The organism is Xanthomonas hawaiiensis (assembly GCF_031834635.1).
Lineage (GTDB): Bacteria > Pseudomonadota > Gammaproteobacteria > Xanthomonadales > Xanthomonadaceae > Xanthomonas_A > Xanthomonas_A sacchari.
The window spans coordinates 3,656,189-3,680,851 of record NZ_CP115873.1; the positions used below are offsets into that span (position 1 = coordinate 3,656,189).

General features: G+C 69.2%; 20 protein-coding genes. 2 read left to right on the forward strand and 18 right to left on the reverse strand.

The window, feature by feature from the left end; translation table 11 throughout:
• Positions 1-160: 160 nt before the first annotated feature.
• The 11 genes from PG878_RS15585 to PG878_RS15635 all read right to left on the reverse strand — a co-directional run bounded on the left by PG878_RS15585 (position 161) and on the right by PG878_RS15635 (position 12,385).
• A complete protein-coding gene (locus PG878_RS15585) occupies positions 161-1,921 on the reverse strand; it encodes a BatD family protein (RefSeq protein WP_209030926.1) in 1,761 nt (586 codons plus the stop codon).
• A complete protein-coding gene (locus tag PG878_RS15590; protein ID WP_209030925.1) occupies positions 1,918-3,768 on the reverse strand; it encodes a vWA domain-containing protein in 1,851 nt (616 codons plus the stop codon). The genes PG878_RS15585 and PG878_RS15590 overlap by 4 nt, the downstream gene beginning before the upstream one ends.
• A complete protein-coding gene (locus PG878_RS15595) occupies positions 3,765-4,784 on the reverse strand; it encodes a vWA domain-containing protein (protein WP_209030924.1) in 1,020 nt (339 codons plus the stop codon). The genes PG878_RS15590 and PG878_RS15595 overlap by 4 nt, the downstream gene beginning before the upstream one ends.
• A complete protein-coding gene (locus PG878_RS15600) occupies positions 4,781-5,248 on the reverse strand; it encodes a DUF4381 domain-containing protein (protein ID WP_209030922.1) in 468 nt (155 codons plus the stop codon). Before PG878_RS15600 ends, PG878_RS15595 begins: the two co-directional genes overlap by 4 nt.
• The gene (locus PG878_RS15605) at positions 5,245-6,183 is read right to left on the reverse strand and encodes a DUF58 domain-containing protein (RefSeq protein ID WP_209030920.1); all 939 of its coding nucleotides are present in this window, start codon (positions 6,181-6,183) and stop codon (positions 5,245-5,247) included. The genes PG878_RS15600 and PG878_RS15605 overlap by 4 nt, the downstream gene beginning before the upstream one ends.
• A 58-nt stretch (positions 6,184-6,241) precedes the next feature.
• A complete protein-coding gene (locus PG878_RS15610; RefSeq protein WP_209030918.1) occupies positions 6,242-7,261 on the reverse strand; it encodes an AAA family ATPase in 1,020 nt (339 codons plus the stop codon).
• A gap of 154 nt (positions 7,262-7,415) precedes the next feature.
• Positions 7,416-9,317 carry a type IV pilus secretin PilQ gene (locus PG878_RS15615; RefSeq protein ID WP_209030916.1) on the reverse strand — a complete coding sequence of 634 codons (1,902 nt, stop codon included), beginning with the start codon at positions 9,315-9,317 and terminating at the stop codon, positions 7,416-7,418.
• 20 nt (positions 9,318-9,337) lie between these two features.
• On the reverse strand, positions 9,338-9,859 hold the full coding sequence (locus tag PG878_RS15620; protein WP_017914106.1) for a pilus assembly protein PilP: 522 nt from the start codon (positions 9,857-9,859) through the stop codon (positions 9,338-9,340).
• A gap of 14 nt (positions 9,860-9,873) precedes the next feature.
• Complete coding sequence (locus PG878_RS15625) at positions 9,874-10,548, reverse strand: type IV pilus inner membrane component PilO (protein ID WP_209030914.1); 675 nt, start codon at positions 10,546-10,548, stop codon at positions 9,874-9,876.
• Complete coding sequence (locus PG878_RS15630) at positions 10,545-11,327, reverse strand: PilN domain-containing protein (RefSeq protein ID WP_209030913.1); 783 nt, start codon at positions 11,325-11,327, stop codon at positions 10,545-10,547. The genes PG878_RS15625 and PG878_RS15630 overlap by 4 nt, the downstream gene beginning before the upstream one ends.
• Entirely contained in the window at positions 11,327-12,385 is a 1,059-nt protein-coding gene (locus PG878_RS15635) for a pilus assembly protein PilM (RefSeq protein WP_010341533.1), read from the reverse strand. The genes PG878_RS15630 and PG878_RS15635 overlap by 1 nt, the downstream gene beginning before the upstream one ends.
• 218 nt (positions 12,386-12,603) lie before the next feature.
• Between PG878_RS15635 and PG878_RS15640 the strand changes: the two genes are divergently transcribed.
• Positions 12,604-15,030, forward strand: a complete 2,427-nt coding sequence (locus PG878_RS15640) for a penicillin-binding protein 1A (protein WP_209030912.1) — start codon at positions 12,604-12,606, stop codon at positions 15,028-15,030.
• 154 nt (positions 15,031-15,184) lie between these two features.
• Positions 15,185-15,829, forward strand: a complete 645-nt coding sequence (locus PG878_RS15645) for a hypothetical protein (protein WP_010341535.1) — start codon at positions 15,185-15,187, stop codon at positions 15,827-15,829.
• Positions 15,830-15,992: 163 nt separating this feature from the next.
• Here PG878_RS15645 and PG878_RS15650 read toward each other — a convergent pair whose 3' ends face one another.
• The 7 genes from PG878_RS15650 to rpoZ all read right to left on the reverse strand — a co-directional run bounded on the left by PG878_RS15650 (position 15,993) and on the right by rpoZ (position 24,569).
• Positions 15,993-17,282: a citrate synthase gene (locus tag PG878_RS15650; RefSeq protein ID WP_209030911.1), complete on the reverse strand. Its 1,290-nt coding sequence runs from the start codon at positions 17,280-17,282 to the stop codon at positions 15,993-15,995.
• A gap of 290 nt (positions 17,283-17,572) precedes the next feature.
• The gene (locus PG878_RS15655; protein WP_010341537.1) at positions 17,573-17,815 is read right to left on the reverse strand and encodes a type B 50S ribosomal protein L31; all 243 of its coding nucleotides are present in this window, start codon (positions 17,813-17,815) and stop codon (positions 17,573-17,575) included.
• Between the two features lie 152 nt (positions 17,816-17,967).
• The gene (locus PG878_RS15660; RefSeq protein ID WP_209030910.1) at positions 17,968-18,906 is read right to left on the reverse strand and encodes a nucleoside hydrolase; all 939 of its coding nucleotides are present in this window, start codon (positions 18,904-18,906) and stop codon (positions 17,968-17,970) included.
• Between the two features lie 275 nt (positions 18,907-19,181).
• A complete protein-coding gene (gene recG / locus PG878_RS15665) occupies positions 19,182-21,329 on the reverse strand; it encodes an ATP-dependent DNA helicase RecG (protein WP_209030908.1) in 2,148 nt (715 codons plus the stop codon).
• Positions 21,330-21,338: 9 nt separating this feature from the next.
• Complete coding sequence (locus PG878_RS15670; protein ID WP_209030906.1) at positions 21,339-21,722, reverse strand: RidA family protein; 384 nt, start codon at positions 21,720-21,722, stop codon at positions 21,339-21,341.
• Between the two features lie 275 nt (positions 21,723-21,997).
• Positions 21,998-24,169, reverse strand: a complete 2,172-nt coding sequence (locus PG878_RS15675) for a RelA/SpoT family protein (protein WP_017909851.1) — start codon at positions 24,167-24,169, stop codon at positions 21,998-22,000.
• A 100-nt stretch (positions 24,170-24,269) separates the two neighbouring features.
• Positions 24,270-24,569, reverse strand: coding sequence for a DNA-directed RNA polymerase subunit omega (gene rpoZ / locus PG878_RS15680; protein ID WP_010343101.1), 300 nt, complete (start codon positions 24,567-24,569; stop codon positions 24,270-24,272).
• Between the last annotated feature and the right edge of the window lie 94 nt (positions 24,570-24,663).

The window sequence follows — 24,663 nt, forward strand, 5'->3', positions numbered from 1 at the left end:
GACATCGACCAACACACGCTGACACAGGCTGCGCAGTGCGTGCATCGGCTTGCCGCGGGGCGCCGACCACGTGACGTTAGGTCGCAGGCTTGCCGAGGCTGGCGAACCGCACCGCTCGCCATCGCGTCATCGGACGACAGCCTGGCGAGCCCCCGCCGGCTCAGGCATCGCGCCTCGGATACAGCGGCGGCAGATCGTCTGCGGCCGTGCCGCGCGTGGTGGTGCGCCAGCGTGGACCGGACGCGAACGCCGCACGCAACGCGGCACGCGCGCCGGCCACATCGCCACCACCGCCCCAGCGTGCGTGCTGCATGCGCAGGACGGCGTCACGCTGCGCCGGATCGTCCAGGCGCTGCACCACCGTATCCAGGTCGGCGACGCCGGCCTGCGCGCACAGGATCGCGGCGACCTCGTCCAGACCACCACTGTCCAGGGCCTTGCGCAATTCCGGCAATGCGGCGCGCGCAGTCGCGGGGGCCGATGTCGCACCGGGCGCAGCGTTGGCCGCCGAGCCCGGCAGCGCTGCAACGCCGCGTGCACGGCGTAAGCGGCGCCAGGCCCAGACCAGGGTCGCCAGCCACAGCACCGCAAAGCCCGCGGCCAGCGCCATCCACAGCGGCGACGAGGCGAGCCATCCCCGCAGGGTATGCGTCGGCGCCACGGCGTTGTCGGCGGGAACCACGCTCAGCGTCGGCGCCGCGGGGGTGACCGGGGCGGGAGCCGGCGCAGGCACGCCTTGTCCGGGCTGCACCTGCAGGGTCAGGTCCGGCAGGCTGGCCTCGCGCGCGGCGCCGGCGCCGACGTCCCACCACGGCATGCGCAGGCCGCGCACCAGCAATGGGCCCGCTGCCTGCGGCACGATCGAGTAGCGACGGCTGACGGTCACCTGCGGACCGCCGTCGACGAAGCGTTCCTGTACCTGCGGCGGCTCGGCGAACACCTGCGCACCATCGACGCTGGGCGTGGGCAATTCGGGGAACTGCGCCTGGGTCGCGCCGCGTGCGGTGGCCTCGACCACGATGTCGGCGGCCTCGCCGGCCTTGGCGCGTTGCGGGGTGGCGGTGTAGCGCAGGCGCAGTTCGTGCAGCGGCAGCCAGGGCTGCGGCGCGTTGGCCGGCTGCGCGCGCACCTGCAGGGTCTGCGCGGTGCCGCGCGCATTGAGTTCGCCGCCACGGCCGAAATAGTCGTCGAAGAAGCCGGTGGGACCGCGGCCGTTGAATCGCGCGCCCGGCAACAGCAGCGGTCCGCTGCGTTCGGGGACCAGCAGGTAGTGCCGCTCGATCACCGTATACATGCGTCCGTCGATCTGGCGACGGTTCTGGATGTCGTCGCCGACGCGCTGCAGCGACGCGCCGGCTGGCGCGTCCAGGTCGAGCTCGCCCGAACTCAGCGGCACGCCCAGATACAACCGCACCACCACGCCCACGCTCTGCTGCACATACGGTTTTGCATCGTCGACGACGGTCTGCACGAACACATCGGCATTGGCCACCTGCGCCGGCACATCGGCATTGGTGGTGGCCGGCACCGCGGCACTGGCCGCAGCGACCTCCAGCCGCAATGGCGCGGTGCGCTCGTTGCCGACCTGCAGCGACGGAATCTCCAGCGTGCCGGTGCTGCGCGGGGTCAGCATCACGCCGAACAAGGACTTCGCCGAGACCGTACCGTTGACGATCTGCATCTGCCGGCTCTTGACCTCGTTGCTGAGCGCGAAATCCGCGCGCAACGGCGTGTAGTCCGGCGTGGCCGCGGCCTGGTCGGTCTCGATGTTGAGGGTCACGCCCTCGCCGGCGCCGACGTTGTCGCGGTCCAGCCACGCGCGCGTGGCCGCGCCCGCTGGCAACGCCAGCAGCAGCGCGGCCGCTGCCATCAGCACCGCGCACAGGCGTGTCACCCGGCCGAGTCGCCTGAAGTGGATCATGGTTCTTGTTCCCGCTGCCTGCGTTCGTGTTCCAGCCTGAATTTGGCGCGCAGCAGATTGCCCGGATCGTCCGGCACCCGCCGCAACCACGCCTCCACCGCCTGGCGCTGCTCGCGCTGCTGCGGCGTCTCGTTGGCGGCGGCAGCGGCACGTTCGGCGGCCTGCGTGTCTGCGCCGCCCTGCTGCGCCATCGCCTGCTGCATCTGCTGGCGCTGCGCCGCATCGGCCTGCTGTTGCGCCTGCGCATCGCCGGGCTTCGGCGGCGCCTGCTGCGCGTCCTTGGCGCCATTGCGTCCCTGCTGGCCGTCCCGCTGCTGGCCGTTCTGGTGCTGTCCGTCCTTCTGCTGCTGGTCCTTCTGCGCACCGTTCTGCTGTTGGCCCGACTGCTGCTGGCCGTTTTGCTGCTGGCCGCTCTGTTGCTGACCGTTCTGCGATTGCCCACCCTTCTGCTGCTGGCCGTCCTTGCCCTGCTGGCCAGACTTGGCGTTCTGCGACGACTGGCGCTTGCGCGCCGCCTCCACCGCCGCGCGGTTGGCGATCGCATCGGCCATCTGCGGATGCAGCTTCAGCGCCTTGTCGTAGGCATCGATCGCCTCGTCGTAGCGCCCCTGCCGTGCCAGCGCATTGCCGAGGTTGTACCAGCCGGCGTCGCTGTCGATGCCTTCGAACTGCTGCTGCGCGGCGGCGAAGTCGCCCTTGCGGTAGGCCTGCACGCCCGCGTCCAGCCGTTGCTGGCGGACCTGGTCGGCACGTTCCCACCACCCGCCTGCGGCAGGACCGGGCGTCGGCACCTGTGCCTGGGGCGGCGCCGGTGCCTGCGCATGCACCGGGAGCGGCGCCGCCAGTGGCACCAACACCAGCAGCAGCACCGCGGCGCCACCGCGACGGCGGAACGCGAGCAATGCCAGCAGCATCAGCGGCGGCAGCAACCAATAGCCTTGATCGAGCCACACGCGGCCATGGCTTTCGTCGGCCGCCGTCGCATTTTCTTCCTGCGGCCGCAGCACGCCCAGCGCGCGCAGATCCGCATCGTCGGGCGTCAACGCGGCATAGCGTCCCGCGCCGGCCGTGGCCAGCGCACGCAGCGAATCCGCATCCAGTTGCGCGTGCGCCAGCCGGCCCTGGTCGTCGCGGTACGCAGCCCCCTGCGCGGTGCCCAGCCCCAGCGCTGACACGTGATAACCCTGCCCGGCCGCACGCGCCGCCGCCTGTTGCGCCTGCGTGTCGGCCTGGTCGCTGAGCACCAGGATGTCGCCACGGGAGAAGCCGGCCTGACGCAGCAACTGCGCCGCCCAGTCGATCGCCAGGTCGGAACGCTGCCCGGCTACCGGCATCACCTGCGGCGACAGCGCATCCAGGAACAGGCCCACGTTCGCCGCATCGTCGGTCAGCGGCGCCACCGTGTACGGCTCGCCAGCGTAGGCCACCAGCGCCACTTCGCCGCCGGCGCGCTCGCGCAGCAGCCGCGCCAGCTTGGCGCGTGCCTGCAGCAGCCGCGACGGCGGCAGGTCGCGCGCGTCGATCTGCGCGGACAGATCCAGCGCGATCACCAAGGGCGTGCGCGCCTGCCACAGCGGCTGCTGTTCCTGGCGCCAACTCGGCCCGGCCAGCGCCAACACCGCCAGCGCATAACCCAGCGCACCCAGCAACAGGCCGGCGCTGCCCTTGGCATCGCCGCGCGCCAGCAGGTGCGGCAGCAGATGCGGGTCCACCGTGCGCCGCCAGATGTCGCGGCGTCGGCGCCTCCGCCACCAGCTCCAGGCAAGCAACGGCAGCAACAGCAGCGCCCACAGCCATTCGGGGCGCAGCAGGTGCAGGGCCTGGAGGACGTCCGCCACGCGGGTCATTGCCGCCTCCAGGGCCAGATGAAGGACAACAAGGCCAGGGCCAACGCTGCGGCCAACGGCCAGGCGTAGCGTTCGATCCGCGGCCGCACCGCCGGACCGGCCGAACGCACCGGCTCGAGCCGGTCCAGTTCGGCATAAATCGAGGCAAGCTCGGCGGTATCGCGGGCGCGGAAGAAGCGCCCGCCGGTGTCCTGCGCGATCTTGCGCAGCGTGTCCTCGTCGACCTGGTCGTCGCCGCCGCTGCCGGGGATCGGCAGGCCGAACAGCGACATGCCGCCATCGCCACCGAAGGCGATGGTGTATACGCGCACGTGCTCGGCCTTGGCCAGTTCCGCAGCCTTCAGCGGGTCGAGCACGCCGGCGGTGTTGACGCCGTCGGTGAGCACGATCAGCACGCGCTCGCCCTGCTTCTGCTCGCGCAGGCGCTTGACCGCCAGCGCGATCGCATCGCCCAGCGCGGTCTCGCGCCCGGCCAGGCCAACCACGCTGTCGCGCAACTGGTCGCGCACCGTGGCCAGATCGGCGGTCAACGGGGTCAGCGCGTATGCCTGCTGGCCGAACACCAGCAGGCCGATGCGGTCGCCGTCGCGGCGGTCGAGGAAGTCGGCCAGCACCGCCTTGGCCGCGGTGAGGCGATCGACCACGCGTCCGCCCAGGGTCATGTCCGGCTCGCTCATGCTGCCGGACAGATCCACCGCCAGCATCAACTGACGCGCCTGCTGCGGCGGCATGATGGGTTCGCCCAGTTGCAGCGGACGCGCCGCCGCGGCGCACAGGCAGAACCAAGCCAGCCATGCCAGCCACACGCTGGCGCGCCACAATCCGCCGCGGGTCGGTGCGGCAGCCACGGCCTGCAGGCGTTCGCCATAGGGCACGCGCAACGCCGGCGCATTGCCGCGGCGCGCCGGCAGCAACAGGTTGGCCAGCAAGGGCAGCGGCATCGCCAGCCACATCCACGGCCAGGCAAAACCGGCCAGCAGGTCGCTGAGGCTCTGCCACGACGGCAACAGGCTCATCGCCGTCCTCCGCGCCGCGCCGCCATCAACGCCAGGAACCGGCGCCGCGCCAACGGCAGCAACGCCTGCACTTGGCCTGGGTCCAGGCTGGGGCGATAGCCACCGTCGAGCAGCACACGGCCGGGCCCGGCGGAAAACGGCTGGCGTTTGTCGCCGCCATCCAGGAACCGCAGCCACTCCTCGCCCTGCAACGCCGCAGCGGCCGGATCGCGGCGTTGCGCCGCGCGCCGCAGCAGCTCCGAGACCGCAGCCACCTGCGCCGGCGGTTCGCCCGTCCGCGTTGCCGCGTCGAACTGGCGCTGCCAGCGCTGCACGCGCTCGCGCCGGCGCAACCACACGAACAGCGCCGCGCCGATCGCCAGCAGCAGCACCGCCGCCAGCATCCACCAGCCCGGTGCGGGCGGCCACCACGCCGGTGCCGGCGGCAGGTGTACATCGCGCAGAGGCAGTTGCTGCGGGCTCATGGCGTCGTGCCCCGCTGCACCGGCAGCAACCACGACTCGCTGGGCGCGTCGCTCAGCAGCACGCGCACCTGCACGCCGCGGCCCGGCAGTTCCGCGGCCAGGCTTTCCAGCGGCTGCACGAACTGCGCGCGCCAACGCTGCTGCGTGGCGTTCGCCAGCAGATCCACTTCCACGCGTCGGCCGCTCGCCCAGAACGGCAAGGCCGCGCGCGGCGGCTGCACTTCCAGCGGATCGGCAAGCAGCAGCAGCTCCACTTCGTTGTGCAGCGCCAGCGCGGCCCAGCGCGCGGCGGGCACTGCCTGCGCGCTGGCCGGATCGGCCAGCACGGTCAGGTGCGATCCCGGGCGCAGCAGCTTGGCCGCGTGATCCAGCGCCATGCCCAGGCCCGCGTCGTCCTGCGGCGGCTGTGCGTACCAGCGTGCCAGCGCATCGAGCACACGCAGCACGCCGCGCGGTCCGGACGCGGGCGGCACCGGCGCTTCGCTGCGGCTGCCGCGCAAGGCGGCCAGCCGATCGCCCTGGCGCTGCGCCGCCCACGCCGCCACCGCGCCGGCACGCGCGGCCTGCACCGACTTGAAGCGGACGCGGGTGCCGAAGTACAGCGACGGCGCCGTATCGGCGACGATCAGGCTGAGCCGTTCGCGCTCGGCCTGGAACAGTTTGGTGTGGGTGCGGCCGCTGCGCGCAGTCAGCCGCCAATCGATGTGCCGGACGTCATCGCCCACCACGTACTCGCGCGATTCGGCGTACTCCATGCCGCGCCCACGCATCGGCGATGGGGCGGCACCACTGAGACCATGACGGCCGCGGCGTGGCGGTGGGATGCGCGCGACCGCAGCGCGCAGGGCCACCAACTCGGCCAGGCTGGGGCGGATCCCCGCCTCGGCCGGCGCGGCGGCGTGCGGCATGCCCGGCGCGGTCGGCTGCGGTGCCATCGTCGTTACTCCGCGCGCAGGCGGGCGGCGGACAACCGCCTTGCTTGGCGGCGTCCGCTCACGGCGGCGGCACCTTGTCCAGCAGGGCGGCGACCAGGCGATCGCCGTCCCAGCCTTCGGCGGTGGCTTCGTAGCTGGGCAGTACGCGATGGCGCAGCACATCGGCAGCAACCGCGCGCACGTCGTCGGGCGTGACGAAGTCGCGTCCGGCCAGCCAGGCCCGGGCGCGCGCGCAACGCTCCAGCGCGATCGAGCCGCGCGGGCTCGCGCCCCAGGCGATGCGCCGCGCCAACGCTGGGTCGTAGCCGCTGGCATCGCGCGACGCCAGCACCAGTTCGATCAGATAACGCTCCAGCGGCGGCGCCATGTGCAGCGCCAGCACCGCACGGCGCGCCGCGAACACGTCGTCCAGCGGCATGCGCGGCGGCGGTGCCTCGCCCGCCTCCAATGTCTCGCGAGCGCGCTCGCGCGCCAGGCGCAGGATTTCCGCTTCCGCGGCCGCCTCCGGATAGCCGATCCGCACATGCATCAGGAAGCGATCCAACTGCGCCTCCGGCAGCGGGAAGGTGCCTTCCTGCTCGATCGGATTCTGCGTCGCCATCACCAGGAACAGCTTCGGCAGCGCATAGGTATGCCGGCCGACGGTGACCTGGCGCTCGCCCATCGCTTCGAGCAGCGCCGACTGCACCTTGGCCGGCGCGCGGTTGATCTCGTCGGCAAGCAGGATCGGATGGAAGATCGGCCCGGGCAGGAACTCGAACCGGCTCTCCTGCGGGCGCCACACCTCGGTGCCGGTGAGGTCGGCCGGGAGCAGGTCGGGAGTGAACTGCACGCGGGCGAAGTCCGCTTCCAGGCGCGAGGCCAGGGCGCGGATCGCGGTGGTCTTGGCCAGGCCGGGCGCGCCTTCGACCAGCAGATGGCCGTCGGCGAGCAGCGCGATCAGCAGGCGTTCCACCAGCGCCGACTGGCCGACGATGGTCTGGGACAGGCCGTCGCGCAGGGCGACGAACGCGGCGTGCAGGCGCTGCTGCTCCGGCGCGGCCGGCGGGGAATCGAGGGGCGAGGATGGCGTGTTCATTTGCGCAGTCTGACCGATCGCCGGTGAAAATGGTTCCGCGCGCGGCCGACGCCGCGTGCTGCGAATTCAGGATTTCCTCATCCGCGCAGCATAAACGCCGACGGGAGAGGCTTGCACCTCTCCCGTCGGGAGTCACACCTGTCTGCGCCGACGCTCAGCCGGCGGGCGAGCGCTTGGCCACACGCATCACCTTCGGCGTCACGAAGATCAGAAGCTCCGCCTTGTCTTTGCTGCGACCGCGCTTCTTGAACAGGTTGCCCAGGAACGGCACGTCGCCCAGGAACGGCACCTTGGAGATGCTGCTGCGATCGTTGAACTCGTAGACACCACCGATCACCACGGTCTGTCCATCGTCCACCAGCACCGCGGTATTGATCTCGCGGCGATTGATGATGGGCACCGTACCGTAACCGCTGAGCGTCACGTAGCTGTCGACCTCATCCTTCTTCACGTTCATGTTCAAGAAGATGCGGTTGTCGTCGGTGATGGTCGGCGTCACCTTGAGCTCCAGCAGCACTTCCTTGAACTGCACGTTCGGGGTGGCGGCAGTACCGGCGGTACCACCGGTGATGGTGACGTAACCGATTTCCTTGCCTTGCCGGATCACCGCCTCGCGCTGGTTGGAGGTCACGATACGTGGGTTGGAGATCACCTCGCCGCGGCCTTCTTCCTGCAAGGCGGAGAGTTCGAGATCCAGATTGAAATTGGCACCGAGCAACGTGTACGCGACGCTCGGCAGTGTCGCAGGCGTAGTAAAGGTCTTGCCGCTCAGATCGACATTGAGCCCGCGCGTGGCCGACGTATTGCCACCGGAAGCGGTGCTGCCGATCGTCGCGGTGTTGCCGCCATACGTGTGGGTCCCGCCGATGCCGAACTTGGCGCCCAGATCGCGCGCGAAGGTATCGGTCGCGATGACGATGCGGCCTTCGATCAGCACCTGGTCGACCGGCCGGTCGATCACGTTGATCAGCTCGCGCATCTGCGCGACCTTTTTCGGGATGTCGCTGATCATCAGCGTGTTGGTGCGCTCGTCGGCGACGATGCGCCCACGCGGCGACAGGAAGCCATTGTCGTTCTGGCTGTTACCGCTGCCACCACCACTTCCGCCACCACCGCTGCTGCCACCACCGATGCCCTTGGCCTCGGTCAGCGCCTTGAAGATCGCCGAAGCGCTGTGGTAGTTGATCTGCACGTAGTCGGTGATCAGGTCCTCGCGGTTCTCGATCGCGATGCGCGCGTCTTCCTTGTCCTGCTCGAACTTGGCCAGCTCCTGCTGCGGCGCGACCCAGATCACCTTGCCGTCGCGGCGCTTGTCCAGACCCTTGGCGCGCAGCACGATGTCCAGCGCCTGGTCCCACGGCACGTTGACCAGGCGCAGGGTGACGCTGCCCTGCACGGTGTCGGAGGCGACGATATTGAGATTGGACTCCTCGGCGATCAACTGCAGCACCGTGCGCACCGGCACGTCCTGGAAGTTGAAGGTCACCGGCTTGCCGCTGTAGCCGCGGGCGGCCACCTGTGCGGCGGCCTGGCTGACCGTGGTCGCAGTGACCGCGCCCACCGCCGGCGCGGCGGCGCGCGGAGTGATCTCGACCACGTACTCGTTCCCGGATTGATAGGCCAGGGATTCGAAGCCGCCATTGGTATTCAGCACCAGCTCGGCGCCGCCGGCGTAGGGCTTGGCATCGATGCGCTGCACCGGGGTCGCGAAGTCGGTGACGTTGAGCGGACGCTGCAGCTCCGGCGGCAGCACGGCGTTGCCGACGTCGACCACGACGTTGTTGCCCTGGGTGCGCAGGTCCGGGCTGGCGCCGGTGCCATTGAACGACAGGATCAGCCGCCCCGCGCCGCCGTCGCCGCGCTTGAAGTCGATCTTCGACACCGTGAGCTTGGCCGGCGCCGCCGCGGGCGCGACAGGTGCAGCCGCAGGCGCGGCCGGCGGTGCCGCACTGGCGACGACCGCGTTCCCGAGCATCGCCGCCAACCCCAACGCGCATAGCCGCATCGTCGCGTGACGCCGGATGGGGCGCAGGCTCAGGGCTTTGGAAAAAGTCATCGTGCTATCCCCATAATCAATCATTGATCGTCCAGCGCGACGGAGGCGGGACGTTCCAGCCAGCCGCCGGCGCCATCCGGCACCAGTTCAATCAAATCGATGCGATCCTCGTGCACCCCGGTCACGCGGCCATCGCTCTGCCCCATGTACACGCCCGGACGCACGCGGTAGGTCACCTTGTCCGGCGCCATCACCAGCGCGACCTGGCCCGCGCCGCTGCCCAGCGTGCCGACCATGTTGAGGCTGTCCAGCGGAAACTGTTCCAGCGGCTCCTTGCGACGGTTCGGATCCGGGCGCAGACCGCTGCTGCCGTCGGGGTTGGCCCAGGCATCGCTGAACGGATCGCGCAGGCCCTGCGCCGCGTATTCGAACGTCTCGAACTGCTGCATCACCGGCAACGGCTCCAGCGGCTGCGCCGGTCGCGCGCGCACTTCCTTCACCCAGTTCTCCAGGTTCGGCGCATCGCCCGGGGTGCTGGTGATGGTGCGACCACACGCGCCAAGCACCAACGCCAGCGCACCTGCGACGAGAATCCTGACCATCCGCTGCTGCCGGCTCATGCGCCACCGCCTTGCTTGCCGGCCTTCTTCGCGGCCGCCGCGGCCTGTTCCTGGTCGGCCATTTCCTTGTCGTCCAGGTAGCGATAGGTCTTGACCGTGCCGGACAGTTCCAGCTCGCCGCGCGCGGTGATGCCGTTGCTCTTGTCGCGCGGTTTCAGGTTGATGTCGTGCATGGTCAGGATCACCACCCGCGGCAGCGAGGCCACGCCGCTGACGAAGGCGCCGAACTGGTGGTAGCTGCCGACCATGCGCAGGGCGATCGGCTTCTCCGCGTAGAACTCCTTCGGCGACTCCGGACCCGGCTGGAACAGCTCGTTGGTCAGGCCGCTGGACAACGCGGTCTGCGAGATGTCGATGATCAGGTCGGGCATCTCGGTCTTGCTGGGCAGCTGCCGCAGCATCTGCTGCAGCACCTGCTCCATCTGCACCAGTTGCTGCTTCAGCGGCTGCAGGTTCACCGCCCGGCTCTGCTCCTTCTCGAAGGAGGCGCGCAGCTCGGTCTCCTTCTGCTCCAGCGTCTGCAACTCGTCGCTCTTGCTGCTGATCAGCAGGAACCAGGACAGAATCAGGATGAAAAGGGTCACCAATACGCAGAACACGATCTTGGCCTGCTGCGGCCAATTGCCGATGTTGTTGAAATCCAGCTCTTTGATGTTGAATTTCTTGCTCATGACGCCGGTCCCTGTTTCGCTGGCGTGGCGGCGGGTGCCGGCGCGGTAGCCGGCGCCGGTGCGGCAGCGCTACCCGTGGCAGGTGCGGGGGCCGCCGGTGCCTGCGCCGGCGTGCCTGGCGCGCCGTCCGCAGGTGCTGCGCCCGGCGCCGCAGGCGTCGCCACACCGCCGGGTGCCGTCGCGTCGGCCGCCGGATCGGTGCTCTCGCCGGGCACCGGCAGCTTGACCCGCAGCGTGAACACGTACGGCAGCGCCTTGGTGTCGACGATCGGACCCTTGGCTTCCTTCTCCTGCGCCTTGGCCTCGATCACCGTCAGTTCCGGGTTGGTCATCCAGCCCGAACCTTCGAGGTTGCGCATGTAGGTACTCACCCGCGCATTGGACTGCGAGCGGCCTTCCAGGGTCAGCATGTCGCCCTCCTGCTTGACCGAGGTCAGCACCACGCCGTCGGGAATGGTCCGCACCAGCGAGTCGAACAGATGCACCATCTGCGAGCGCTTGGCCTGCAGTTCCTCGATGACCTGCTTGCGCGCCAGCAAGCGGCGCTTCTTCTCGTCGAGGGTGTCGATTTCCTTGTTCTGCGCCTGGACCTTCTCGATCTCGGTCTGCAGATACGCGTTGCGCTCGTTCTGGCCGCTGATCTGCAGGTCGTAGTAGAACCAGATCAGCCCCGCCAGCAGCGCCCCGGCGAATGCGGCCAGGCCAAGCATCGAGTAGAACTCGCGTTCGCGCTGCTTGCGCCGTTCCGCCCGCCAGGGCAGCAGATTGATCTTCGCCATCAGTCGAAGCTCCTCAGCGCCAGGCCGGTGGCGATCATCAGCGCCGGCGCGTCCTGGGCCAGCGCATGCGCCTGCACCTTCGGCCCCAGGGTCATCTGCGCCAACGGGTTGGCGACCACCGTGGCCACGCCCAGTTGCTCCTCCACCATCTCCGGCAACCCGGCCAGGGCGGCACAGCCACCCGCCAGGACGATGTGGTCGACCCGGTTGAATTCGCTGCCCGCATAAAAGAACTGCAGCAGGCGGCTGATCTGCTGCACCGTGGCTTCCTTGAACGGCTCCAGCACCTCGACCTCGTAGCTCTCCGGCAACCCGCCCTGGCGCTTGGCCATGCCGGCTTCCTCGTAGGTCAGGCCGTAGCGGCGCATCACTTCGTCGGTCAGCTGCTTGCCGCCGAACACCTGTTCGCGGCTGTACAGGCTGCGCCCGCCGCGCAGGACATTGAGGGTGGTCATGGTGGCGCCGATGTCGACCAGGGCGACGATGCCGTCGGCGGCCACCGGCAGCTCGCTGGCCACCAGCGCGAAGGCGTTCTCGACCGCGAAGGCCTCCACGTCCATCACCTTGGCCACCAGACCGCCCAGTTCCAGGGCCGACTGGCGCAGCTCCACGTTCTCCGAACGCGAGGCCGCCAGTAGCACCTGCACCATCTCGGGGTTGTTGGGGATGACGCCCAGCACCTCGAAATCCAGGTTCACTTCGTCGATCGGGTACGGGATGTAGTTCACCGCCTCCAGCTCGACCTGGGCTTCCAGCTCGTTCTCGTCCAGTTCGGCCGGCATCGGGATCACCTTGGTGATCACCGCCGAGCCGGCCACGGCGGCCGCGGCATGCTTGGCGCGAGTGCCGGAGCGGGTCACGGCGCGGCGGATCGCCTCGCCCACCGCCTCGACCTCGACGATGTTCTTCTCGACCACGGCGTTGGGCGGCAAGGGTTCGACGGCGTAGTGCTCGACGCGGAACCGGTTGCCGTTACGCGAAAGCTGCAGCAGCTTGACCGCGGTCGAGCTGATGTCGATGCCGATCAGCGGCTGCTGACTCTTTGGGATAAGCCCCACGGATTTTCCCCTGCCGGCGGGCACTTGGACGCCAATGTTGCGCCAGCGCATTAATAACAAATTTTTTGCAATTGGCAACCGCCCGGTTGCATGTCGCGATCCGTGTCACGGCATGACCTGCGGCAGCAAACCCGTCGCATCCCCGGAATCGGCCCCAGCCGTTCCCCGGCGTACTCTATACTCTGCGCCCAAGAAATCTGCAATCGGAATCTCTCGCGATGCCCCGTTTTCGTCGTTGGCTGCGCTGGGCGCTGGTCTTGTTCGTCCTCCTCGGCCTGGTCGGCGCCGCCGTGGCAGGCGGGCTGTACTACGTCGTCTCCTCCAAGCTCCCGGACGTGCAGACCCTGCGCAAGGTCGAACTGCAGGAGCCCATGTACGTCTATTCCAGCGACGGCAAGCTGATGGCGCTGTTCGGCGAGACCCGACGCTACCCCATCACCATGAAGGACGTCCCGGAGCGGCTGAAGCAGGCCTTCCTGGCCACCGAGGACGCCCGCTTCTACGAGCACGGCGGGGTCGACTACAAGGGCATCGCCCGCGCGGTGTGGCTGCTGGCCACCACCAACGACAAGCGCGTGCCGGGCGGCTCCACCATCACCCAGCAGGTCGCCCGCCAGTTCTTCCTGAGCTCGGAATACAGCTACACGCGCAAGCTGGCGGAGATCCTGCTGGCGCGCAAGATCGAGGCCGAGCTGACCAAGGACGAGATCTTCGAGCTGTATCTGAACAAGAGCTTCTTCGGCAACCGCGCCTACGGCATCGCCGCCGCCGCCGAGTACTACTACGGCAAGAAGCTCAACGAGCTGAGCCTGGACGAGATGGCCTCGCTGGCCGGCATCCCCAAGTTCCCCTCCAGCGGCAACCCGATCAGCAACCCCGAGCGCGCCAAGCAGCGCCGCGACAATTATGTGCTCAGCCGCATGGCCGCCCTGGGCTTCATCACCCCGGCCGAGGCCGAGGCGGCCAAGGCGGTGCCGATGCACGCCGCGCCGCATGAGCGCCCGGTCGAGGTCGAAGCGCCGTACGTGGCCGAACTGGTGCGCCAGGAGATGATCGCGCGCTTCGGCGGCGACGTGCTGGACAAGGGCTACCACGTCTACACCAGCATCGATTCGACCCTGCAGACCGCGGCCAACCATGCGGTACGCGAGGGCCTGGTCGTCTACGATCGCCGACACGGCTGGCACGGGGTGGAGAAGCATTTCGACGTGCCGGCCACCGCCGATGCGGCGGCGCTGGCCAGCCACCTGAGCGGCGTCTACGTGCAGGGCGGGATGCTGCCAAGCATCGTCGCCAGCACCGGCAGCGACGGCAGCGCCACCGTGGTGCTCGCCAACAAGACCGAACTGGTGCTGCCGGTGGCCGCCAGCCGCTGGACCGGGCGCAGCCCGGCCACCCTGCTCAAACGTGGCGACCTGGTGCGCATCCAGGCCGGCGACAAGCCGGGCGAGTGGGAGATCACCCAGATCCCGCGCGGCCAGGCCGCCCTGGTCTCGCTGGACGCCAACAACGGCGCGCTGCGCGCCATGGTCGGCGGCTTCAGCTACGCCGGCAACAAGTTCAACCGCGCCACCCAGGCGCGCCGCCAGCCCGGCTCCAGCTTCAAGCCGTTCCTGTACGCAGCCTCGTTCGAAAAGGGCTTCAACCCGGCTTCGATCGTGCTCGACGCACCGGTGGTGTTCCGCGACCGCCGCGGCAAGACCTGGTCGCCGCAGAACGACGGCGGCGGCTTCCGCGGCCCGATGCGCCTGCGCGAGGCGCTGGTGCAGTCGCGCAACCTGGTCTCGGTGCGCCTGCTGGACGCCATCGGCGTGGACTTCGCGCGCAAGTACATCAGCCAGTTCGGCTTCCAGGAAGCCGAGCTGCCGCCGAACCTGTCGATGTCGCTGGGCACCGCCTCGCTGACTCCGTTGTCCGTGGCGCGCGGCTATACCGTGTTCGCCAACGGCGGCTCGCTGGTCAACACCTGGATCATCGACAAGGTCACCGACCGCGACGGTAAGGTGCTGTTCCAGGAGCATCCGCTGACCGCCTGCCGCAGCTGCGGCAGCGTCGGCGGCAACGCCGCGCCGGTCAGCCAGGTGGTGGACGGCTTCAACTTCGGCGCGGCCATGCCACCACCGGCCGCCAAGCCGGCAGAGACCGCGGCCACGGCGGCTGCAGCGGAGAAGCCCGCCGACCCCGAGGCCAAGGTGGCGCCGCGCGCCATCGACGAGCGCACCGCCTACCAGTTGGTGTCGATGATGCGCGACGTGGTCCAGCGCGGCACCGGCACCCCGGCCAAGGTGCTCGGCCGCGAGGACATCGGTGGCAAGACCGGCTCCACCAACGACCACCGCGACGCCTGGTTCTCCGGCTTCGGCGGCCCGTACGTGACCACCGTCTGGGTCGGCCGCGACGACTACCGTTCGCTGGGCTACCGCGAGTACGGCGGCAAGGCGGCGCTGCCGATCTGGATCGACTACATGCGGGTCGCGCTGAAGGACCAGCCGATCGCCCGCAACGACCCGCCCGGCGGCATGGTCCAGGTCAGCCTCAACGGCGCCACCGAGTGGGTCAAGACCGAGGACATGGACCGCATCCAGCAGTTCGACGAGAGCCTGCAGGACCAGAAGACCGACGACGCGGCCTTCGACATCTTCTGATCGCGTCGCGCTCCCCCGCCCCGGCGCTCGCCGGGGTCAGTTCACGCCGGGCGCGCCTCGCCCGGCGGACGCCGCCCCAGGCAGCGGCGCCGGCTACACCCGAATTTCGCAAGGCTGCGGTACAGTCGGGGCAGGCTTTGAGGGGAGGCGCTCCATGCACCACGCTCGGCAACATGCCCGGACCCGCACGCACGAACGCCGCCGCCGACTGGCGCACGAAGCCGCCCGGCTGATGGCCGAAGGCGGCATCCGCGACTTCCACCAGGCCAAGCTCAAGGCCGCCGACCGGCTCGGCATACACGACGACGCCTCGTTGCCGCGCAACAGCGAGATCGAGGACGCCCTGCGCGAATACCAGCGGCTGTTCGCCGGCCCCGACCATGCCGGCGAACTGCGCCGGCGGCGCGAGGCGGCGCTGCGCGCGATGGACTTCCTGCACGCGTTCGCGCCGCGCCTGGCCGGGCCGGTGCACGACGGCACCGCCGACGCCAACAGCCCGGTGCAACTGCATCTGCACAGCGACGATGCCGAGGCGGTGGCGCGCTTCCTCGAAGAGCACCGCATCCCGGCCGAACTGCGCAGCCGCCGCCTGCGCCTGGACCGCGAGCGCAGCGAGGACTTCCCGGTGTGGCTGTTCACCGCCGAGGAGCTGACCTTCGACCTGACCGTGCTGCCCTACGACGCGCTGCGCCAGGCACCGCTGTCGCAGGTGGACGAGAAGCCGATGCGACGCGCTTCGATGCCGCAACTGCGACAACTGCTGACCGAGCAGGACATCGCCGACTACCAGTACGGCTGAGCGCGGCAGCGCGCCGCGTATTGGCTGCGGCGGGCGCCGCGCCATGGCGCCGTCCGCGCGTACGCGCGGGCGAGGCGGATGGCAGCCGCCCTTCCCCGCTTGGACCGCGCAAACAAAAACGCCCCGCGAGGCGGGGCGTTCCTGGCCGCGATGAGGCGATCGATCAGCGCTTGTCGGCGCTGGTGTAGTCGCGCTTGTCGTAGCCGGTGTAGATCTGGCGCGGACGGCCGATCTTCATTTCCGGGTCGACCTGCTGCTCCAGCCAGTGCGAGACCCAGCCGGCGGTACGGGCGATGGCGAACATCACGGTGAACATCTCCACCGGAATGTTCAGCGCCTTGTAGATGATGCCCGAGTAGAAGTCGACGTTCGGGTACAGCTTGCGCTGCACGAAGTAGTCGTCCTTCAGCGCGGCCTCTTCCAGCTTCAGGGCCACTTCCAGCAGCGGGTCGTTGACGCCCAGCTCGCCCAGCACCTTGTGGGTCATCTCGCGGATGATCTTCGCGCGCGGGTCGAAGTTCTTGTACACGCGGTGGCCGAAGCCCATCAGGCGGAAGCTCGAGTTCTTGTCCTTGGCCTTGGCCACGGCGCTCTCGACGTTGTCGGCGGTGCCGATCTCTTCCAGCATCTTCAGCACGGCTTCGTTGGCGCCGCCGTGCGCCGGACCCCACAGCGCGGTGATGCCGGCGGCGACCGAGGCGTACGGATTGGCGCCGGTGGAACCGACCAGGCGCACGGTCGAGGTGGAGGCGTTCTGCTCGTGATCGGCGTGCAGGATGAACAGCAGGTCCAGGGCCTTGGCCACGACCGGGTTCATTTGCAGCTGCTCGCTCGGCACCTCGAACATCATGTGCAGGAAGCGCTCGACGTAGCCGAGGTTGTTGCGCGGATAGCGGATCGGCCAGCCGATGGAGTAGCGGTAGGCGGCGGCGGCGATGGTCGGCACCTTGGCGATCAGGCGGATCGCGGCCAGGCGGCGCTGCTCCGGATCGTTGAGGTCGAGGGTGTCGTGGTAGAACGCCGACAGCGAGGCCACGGTACCGGCCATCATCGCCATCGGGTGCGCATCGTGGCGGAAGCCGCCGAGGAAGTTCTTCAGCGACTCGTGCATCATCGTGTGATGCGTCACTTCGTGGTCGAACTTCTTGAATTCGTCGGCGGTGGGCAGCTCGCCGTTCATCAGCAGGTAGGCCACTTCGAGGAAGTTGGACTTCTCTGCCAGTTGCTCGATCGGGTAGCCGCGGTACAGCAGCACGCCGTTGTCGCCGTCGATGTAGGTGATCGCCGACTTGCAGCTGGCGGTCGCGGTGAAGCCCGAGTCGTAGGTGAAGAGACCGGTCTCCTTGGTCAACTTGGAAATGTCGACGCAATCGTTGCCCAGGGTGGGCTTGAGTACCGGAAGAACGACCGACGTGTCGCCGGCGTTCAACGTGACCTGATCAAGATCGGACACAGTGTGCGCTCCTCGATGGAAGGCGCCTGTCCGATTACGTTGCGAACAGACGCGTGAAGGAAGTCCACGGCAATCGCCACGGATCTCGCCATTATCGCACAGCAGCATTTGCGTCGTCGCTCACCCCTCATGCTGCACGATGGCGGCAGGAAAGCGACACAGCGTTGCATCCTCGCCGCACTTTCACGGAAGGATGACACCGGCGCGTCCACGCCGGGAAAAGAAGATGCAGCGGATAGCAAAACGGCCGCGCAGGCGGCCGTCGCTTCACATCCGTCCGACGGTTCCGATCAGCGCGCGTAGCGCTTCTGGAACTTGTCGATGCGGCCGCTGGTGTCGATGACCTTGTGCTTGCCCGTGTAGAACGGATGCGAAGCCGAGGAAATTTCGACCTTGATCAGCGGATACTCTTCGCCGTCCTCCCACTTGACCGTCTCTTTCGAGGACATGGTCGAACGGGTCAGGATCTTGAAATCGGAGGTGACATCGTGGAACACGACGTCGCGGTACTGGGGATGGATGTCGGCCTTCATGGGCTCGCACCGTAGGTGGCTGCTGGACAAGAGGGAAACTATAACAGCCCTACCGCCCTCCACGCAACGTTTACGTATCGACAGCTGCGGTGACATCGCTCGGGGACCCTTCCCCGGCAGATCCCGCCCGAATGCGGGCGGGATCGACAGGCTCAGCCGGCGCCGACCGCCGTGCGGGCCAGGCCCAGGAAGCGGGCGTGGTCGTAGCGGATGAGCATGGTCGCGTTGTCCGGCAGGCCCAGCTGGCGGTTCCAGTCGACCAGGGTGGCGCCGCGGGTGTGCACCCCGGACAGTTCGATCTGCATCGGGCGCGACTGCACCTCCTCGGCGCCGTCGGGCTGCAGCGCCCAGGCCATCGCCAACGCGTCCGCGGCATACCAGTGCTCGCCGCGCGCGTCCTCCGACCACAGCCGGGTCTTGCGCGAGATCAGTTCGTAGAAGCGCGCCTTGGGCGCATCCGCCGCCAGCCACTGCTCGACCTCGCGGTGCGGCAGGCCATGCGCCACGGTCGCCTCCCAGTCGGCCACTTCGATGTGCGGGAACGCCTTGAACACGATGTGCGCGGCTTCCGGATCGAAGGCGATGTTGAATTCGGCGGCCGGGGTGATGTTGCCGTGGCAGGTGATCGCCCCGCCCATCACCAGGAAGCGGCCGACGCGCTGCGGCAGGGTCGGGTCCAGCTTCAGCGCCAGCGCGATGTTGGTCAGCGGCCCCAGCGCGACCAGCAGCAGGCGCCCGGCGTACTGGTGCGACAGGCGCAGGATCGCCAGCGCGGCATGCTCGGCCTCGGCGCCACGCGCGGCCGGCGGCAGGTCGACGTCGCCGAAACCATCCTGGCCATGCACGTGCCCGGCATCCACCGACGGATGCAGCAGCGGATCGGCGCAGCCGGCGAACACCGGCACATCCTCGCGCCCGGCCACTTCGCACAGCTTCAGCGCATTGCGCACGGTGTGGCGCAGCCCGACATTGCCGGCGGCGATGGTCAGCCCGACCACCTCGTGACGCGGATCGGCGAATGCCATCAACAGCGCCAGCGCATCGTCCACGCCGGGGTCGGTATCGATCAACAGGGGAATCTTGTCGCTCATGCGTCGTTTCGCTCGTCCATTCGGCCGCCGAGTCTGGCACTGCCGGGCAGGCATGGGAAGGCGCGGGGATCGGGGAGTCGGGATGACCAGCCATTCGGCTGTTGAAAGCGGGGATTCGTGAGAAGCGACGCCACCACTGTCCGTCGTAGGAGCGGCTTCAGCCGCGACCGGGCATTACCGGGAAAGCCCGGTCGCGGCTGAAGCCGCTCCTACGAGGAAGCCGCGGCGGTGTTGCCTTTGCGAATCCCCACTGCCCATCCCGAATCCCGGCCTCCTCACGCCCCGGCGAACCGCACCGCCCCACCGACCCAGCGCGCGACGATGCGGTCGGCCAGGACCGGCGCCTCCTCCAGCAGCCGGTCGGCCAGGGCGTGCACGCGCGGCAGCAGGCCGGCGTCGCGGGCCAGGTCGGCCACGCGGAACGCGGCAAGACCGGTCTGCCGGGTACCGAGCAGTTCGCCGGGGCCGCGCAGTTCCAGATCCTTCTCGGCGATGACGAAGCCGTCGTTGGTCTGGCGCATGGTTTCCAGGCGCTGCCGTGCCATCGCCGACAGCGGCGCTTGGTACATGAGCACGCAGCTCGACGCCGCCGCACCGCGCCCGACCCGGCCGCGCAACTGGTGCAACTGCGCCAGACCCAGGCGCTCGGCGTTCTCGATGATCATCAGCGAGGCATTGGGCACGTCCACGCCGACCTCGATGACGGTGGTGGCAACCAGCAGGTCGATCTCGCCCTGCTTGAACGCGCGCATCGCCGCCTGCTTCTCGGCCGGCTTCATGCGCCCGTGCACCAGGCCCACGCGCAGCTCCGGCAACTGCGCCGACAGCGCCTCGAAGGTGGCCTGCGCGGCGCTGGCCTCGAGTCGGTTGCCGGCACCGGCCTGCGCGGACTTCTCGCCGTCCTCGGCCTCTTCGATCAGCGTGCAGACCCAGTAGGCCTGGCGGCCTTCGGCGCAGGCCACGCGGATGCGCTGCACCAGTTCCGGACGGCGATCGGCGTTGAGCACGATGGTCTGCACCGGGGTGCGCCCCGGCGGCAGTTCGTCGATCGAGGAAACGTCGAGGTCGGCATACGCGGCCATCGCCAGGGTGCGCGGGATCGGCGTGGCGGTCATCACCAGTTGGTGCGGCACGCCCGCGCCGGACGCGCCCTTGTCGCGCAGCGCCAGACGCTGGTGCACGCCGAAGCGGTGCTGCTCGTCGACGATGGCCAGGGCCAGGTCGTGGAAGCGCACCGCCTCCTGCATCAGCGCGTGCGTGCCCACCACCACCTGCGCCTCGCCGGAGGCGATCTGCGCCAGGGTCGCGCTGCGCGCCTTGCCGGTGACCTTGCCGGCCAGCCAGGCCACGCGCACGCCCAGCGGCTCCAGCCACCCGCGCAGGTTGGCCAGATGCTGTTCGGCGAGCAGTTCGGTGGGCGCCGCCAGCGCCGCCTGCTTGCGCTTGTCCACCGCCAGCATCGCCGCCAGCGCGGCGACCACGGTCTTGCCGCTGCCGACATCGCCCTGCACCAGCCGCAGCATCGGCGCCGGGCGCTCCAGGTCGGCGCGGATCTGCGCGAACACGCGTTGCTGCGCGCCGGTCAGTTGGAACGGCAGCGATTGCTGCAGGCGCTTGGCCAGCAGCCCGCGGCCGCGCAGCGACGGCGCCGGCTGGCACTGCATGGCGATGCGCTGGCGCCGCAGACTCAGGTGATGCGCGAGCAGTTCCTCCAGCGCCAGGCGCTGCTGGGCCGGATGCAGACCGGCGGCGAGCGCGGCCAGATCGGCCTGCGGCGGCGGCCGGTGCGCGACCAGCAGCGCGCTGCGCAGCGACGGCAGCCCGAGTTCACTCAGCAGCGACGCCGGCAGCAATTCCAGCGCCGCCTCCTCCGGCAGCCGGTCCAGCGCCTGGCCGATCAGCCGACGCACGGTCGCCGGGCCGACGCCCTCCACTGCCGGGTAGACCGGGTCCAGACGATCGCCCAGCGCCGCGTCGTCGTCCTCGCCGAGGATCTGATAGCTGGGATGCACCAACTCCAGCCCGTGCTGGCCCGGCTTGGGCGTGCCGAAGGCGCGCAAGCGCGCGCCGACCGCGAACTGCGCCGCCTGCGCGGCGCGGAACTGGAAGAAGCGCAGCACCAGGGTGCCGCGCGAATCGTCGGCGACCGCCACGCGCAGCATCGGCCGGTAGCGGAAGCCGCGGTCCACCGCCTGCACCCGCCCCTCGACCTGCGCGGGCACGCCTGGTTGCAGCGCTGCCACCGTGGTCAGACGGGTGCGGTCCTCATAGCGCAGCGGCAGGTGCAGCCATAGGTCCTGCAGGGTGGACAGGCCGCGCGCGGCGAATTTCTCCGCCAGCTTGGGACCGACGCCGGGCAGCGTGGTCAGCGACACCTCGCCTGCCGCCGACAGCGCCGGCGCCGGAACCTGCACGCGCGGCACGGCGGAGAATCAGTCCAGCACCATCACCGCGTCCACTTCGAAGCCCGCGCCCTTGGGCAGCGCCGAGACTTCGATGGTGGAACGCGCGGGGAACGGCGCCTGGAAGTAATCCTGCATCACCGTGTTGACCTGCGCGAACTGCGCCAGGTCGGTGAGGTACAGCCCCAGGCGCACGATGCGGTCCAGCGAGCCGCCGGCCGCCTCGGCCACCGCCTGCAGGTTGTCGAAGGCGCGGCGCGCCTGCGCGGCGATGTCGCCGGCGACAATCTCGCCGGTGGCCGGATCCAGCGGGATCTGCCCGGAGAAGTACACGGTGTTGCCGGCGCGCACGGCCTGCGAATACGGGCCGATCGCGGCCGGTGCACGGTCGGTATGGATGATCTGGCGGGACATGGCGACTCCGTTGGAAGAATGTCCGCCTAGTTTAACTGGCGCGCGCGGTTGGGGATTGGGGATTGGGGATTGGGGATTGGGGATTGGGGATTCGGGATTCGGGATTCGGGATTCGGGAACAGCGTGCCGTCGGGACATAGCGCCGCGCTCGCTTTCAGACGATTTTCGTAGGAGCGGCTTCAGCCGCGACGCTTCATCGGCAAGGCGTCGCGGCTGAAGCCGCTCCTACGACGCCAGGACCAGACCCACTCCGAATCCCCAATCCCCAATCCCGCCTACTGGCGCCGCACGCTCTGCACCGCATTCAAGCGCCGCAGCCGGCGCATCACCTCGGCCAGGTGGTTGCGGTCGCGGACCTGGATGTTGAAGCGCAGCACCGCGGCGTTGAAGTCGCGGTCCAGGTAGTCGACGCGCTCGATGTTGGACTGGCTCTGCGCGATCGCCGCGGCCAGTTGCGCCAGCACGCCGGTCCGATTCTCCACGTCCACCACCAGCGCGGTGTCGTAGTCGCCGATGACGCTGGTATCCCAGCCGATCGGCACCCAGCGCTCGGGCGACTTGCGCAGTTCGGCCAGGTTCGGACAGTCCAGCCGATGCACCACGATGCCCTTGCCGGCGGTGTGGTAGCCCATGATCTCGTCGCCGGGAATCGGCTGGCAGCAATTGGCGAAGCTGACCACGCCGCGCTCGGTGCCGTTGATCAGGATCTTTTCCTGCGAGTGCTTGGAATGGCCGCCGCCGCGCAGTTCGGCGTACGCCATGAGCGCCTGCGCCGCCTGGTTGGGCATCCAGTTGCCCAGCGCCACGTCGGCCAGCAGCGCTTCCAGGCGCGGGTAGCGGTGCTCGCTGAGGAAGGAATCCAGGCGCCCCTTGGGCAGCCGTTCCAGCGAGCTGTCCATCGCCTCCAGCGCGCGGTCGAGCATGCGGTGGCCGAGTTGCACCGCGTCCTCGTGCTCGAGTTGCTTGAGCTGATGGCGGATCGCGGTGCGCGCCTTGCTGCTGACCACGAACTCCAGCCACTGCGGCTTGGGCGTGGCCGAGCGCGCGGTGATCACTTCCACCGTCTGTCCGCTGACCAGCTTGGTGCGCAGCGGCACCAGCTTCTTGTCCACGCGCGAGGCCACCGCGCGGTTGCCGACGTCGGTGTGCACCGCATAGGCGAAGTCCAGCGCGGTGGAGTTGCGCGGCAACGCCAGGATCTTGCCCTTGGGCGTGAACAGGTAGACCTCGTCCGGGAACAGGTCGACCTTGACGTTGTCCAGAAACTCCAGCGACGAGCCGGCGGCGCGCTGCGATTCGATCAGTTCGACGATCCACGCATGCGCGCGGCTCTGCGCGCTGTTGGGCGAGTCGCCGCCGAACTTGTAGGTCCAGTGCGCGGCGACGCCGCGCTCAGCGATCAGGTCCATTTCCTCGGTGCGGATCTGCACCTCGATCGGCGAACCGTAGGGCCCGAACAGCACCGTGTGCAGCGACTGGTAGCCGTTGGCCTTGGGAATGGCGATGAAGTCGCGGAAGCGCGCATCCAGCGGCTTGAAGGTGGCGTGCACCGCGCCCAGCGCGTGGTAGCAATCCGGCACGCCACGCACCACCAGGCGGAAGCCGAACACGTCCATCACCTGGTCGAAGGATTTGTTCTCGTCGCGCATCTTGTTGTAGATGCTCCACGGCGTCTTGATCCGGCTCACCAGCCGGTGCTCCAACCCTTCCTTGGCCAGACGCTGCGACAACTGCACCTCCACCTGCGCCATCGATTCGCGGCGCACCACCGGCTGGCTGCGGATGTGCTTTTCGATGATCGCGTGGCGCCACGGATGCAGCGCGCGGAAGCCGAGGTTCTGCAGCTCGGACTTCATCAGGCTCATGCCCAGCCGCTGGGCGATCGGCGCGTAGATCTCCAGGGTCTCGCGGGCGATGCGGCTGCGCGCCTCGGCGCTCTGCGCGCCCAGCGTGCGCATGTTGTGCAGGCGGTCGGCGAGCTTGATCATGATCACGCGCAGGTCGCGCGACATCGCCAGCAGCATCTTACGGAAGCTCTCGGCGGCCGCTTCCTGGCGGTCGCGGAACTTGAGCTTGTCCAGCTTGGTGACGCCGTCGACCAGTTCCGCCACCGCCTCGCCGAACTCGGCAGCCAGTTCGGCGCGGGTCAGCGGGGTGTCTTCGATGGTGTCGTGCAGGATCGCCGCGATCAGCGCCTCCACGTCCAGGCCGAGCTCGGCCAGCACCCCGGCCACCGCCACCGGATGGGTGATGTAGGGCTCGCCGGACTTGCGGGTCTGCCCCGCATGCGCGGCCGCGCCGACCTCCCACGCCCGGCGCAGCAGCGGGATCTGCTCGGGAGGCAGATAGCTGGCGCTGCGTTCGAGCTGCAGGACGTAGTCGGGGACCGCCTCGTCGGCCGACGACGGCGCGGCGTGGGCGACCTGGGCAGAAGGGCCTGGGTTCATGCGGAAAGACTATGCCAGCGGCGCGTGGACGGCAAACCCGCAAAACGAAACAGCCCGCGGATGCGGGCTGTTCGCAGGACGATCGCGACGCGGGACGCGATCAGTCGTCGTTCTTGGACATGTCCTCGTCGGCCACCACTTCGGCCGCGGCCCATTCCAGGGCCTCGCGCTCGGCGCGCTCGCGCTCGGCCTTCTCGACCTCGTCGATCAGCGCGTTGTCGATCTTGCGCGCGGCGATCTCGCGCAGCGCCAGCACGGTCGGCTTGTCGGCCGACTCGGTGTTGTCGAGGGTGGCCTGCACGCCGTTGGCGAGCTGGCGGGCGCGCTTGGACGCCATCATGACCAGTTCGAAACGGTTGTTAACGACTTCCAGGCAATCTTCTACGGTGATGCGGGCCATGCGGGCTCCCGGCGGGCCGGCAGCGGCCACGCGTTCGAATGAGGGAAAGGGCGGGGATTGTAGGGCGGCAGCCGCCCAAGATCAACCCCACCCC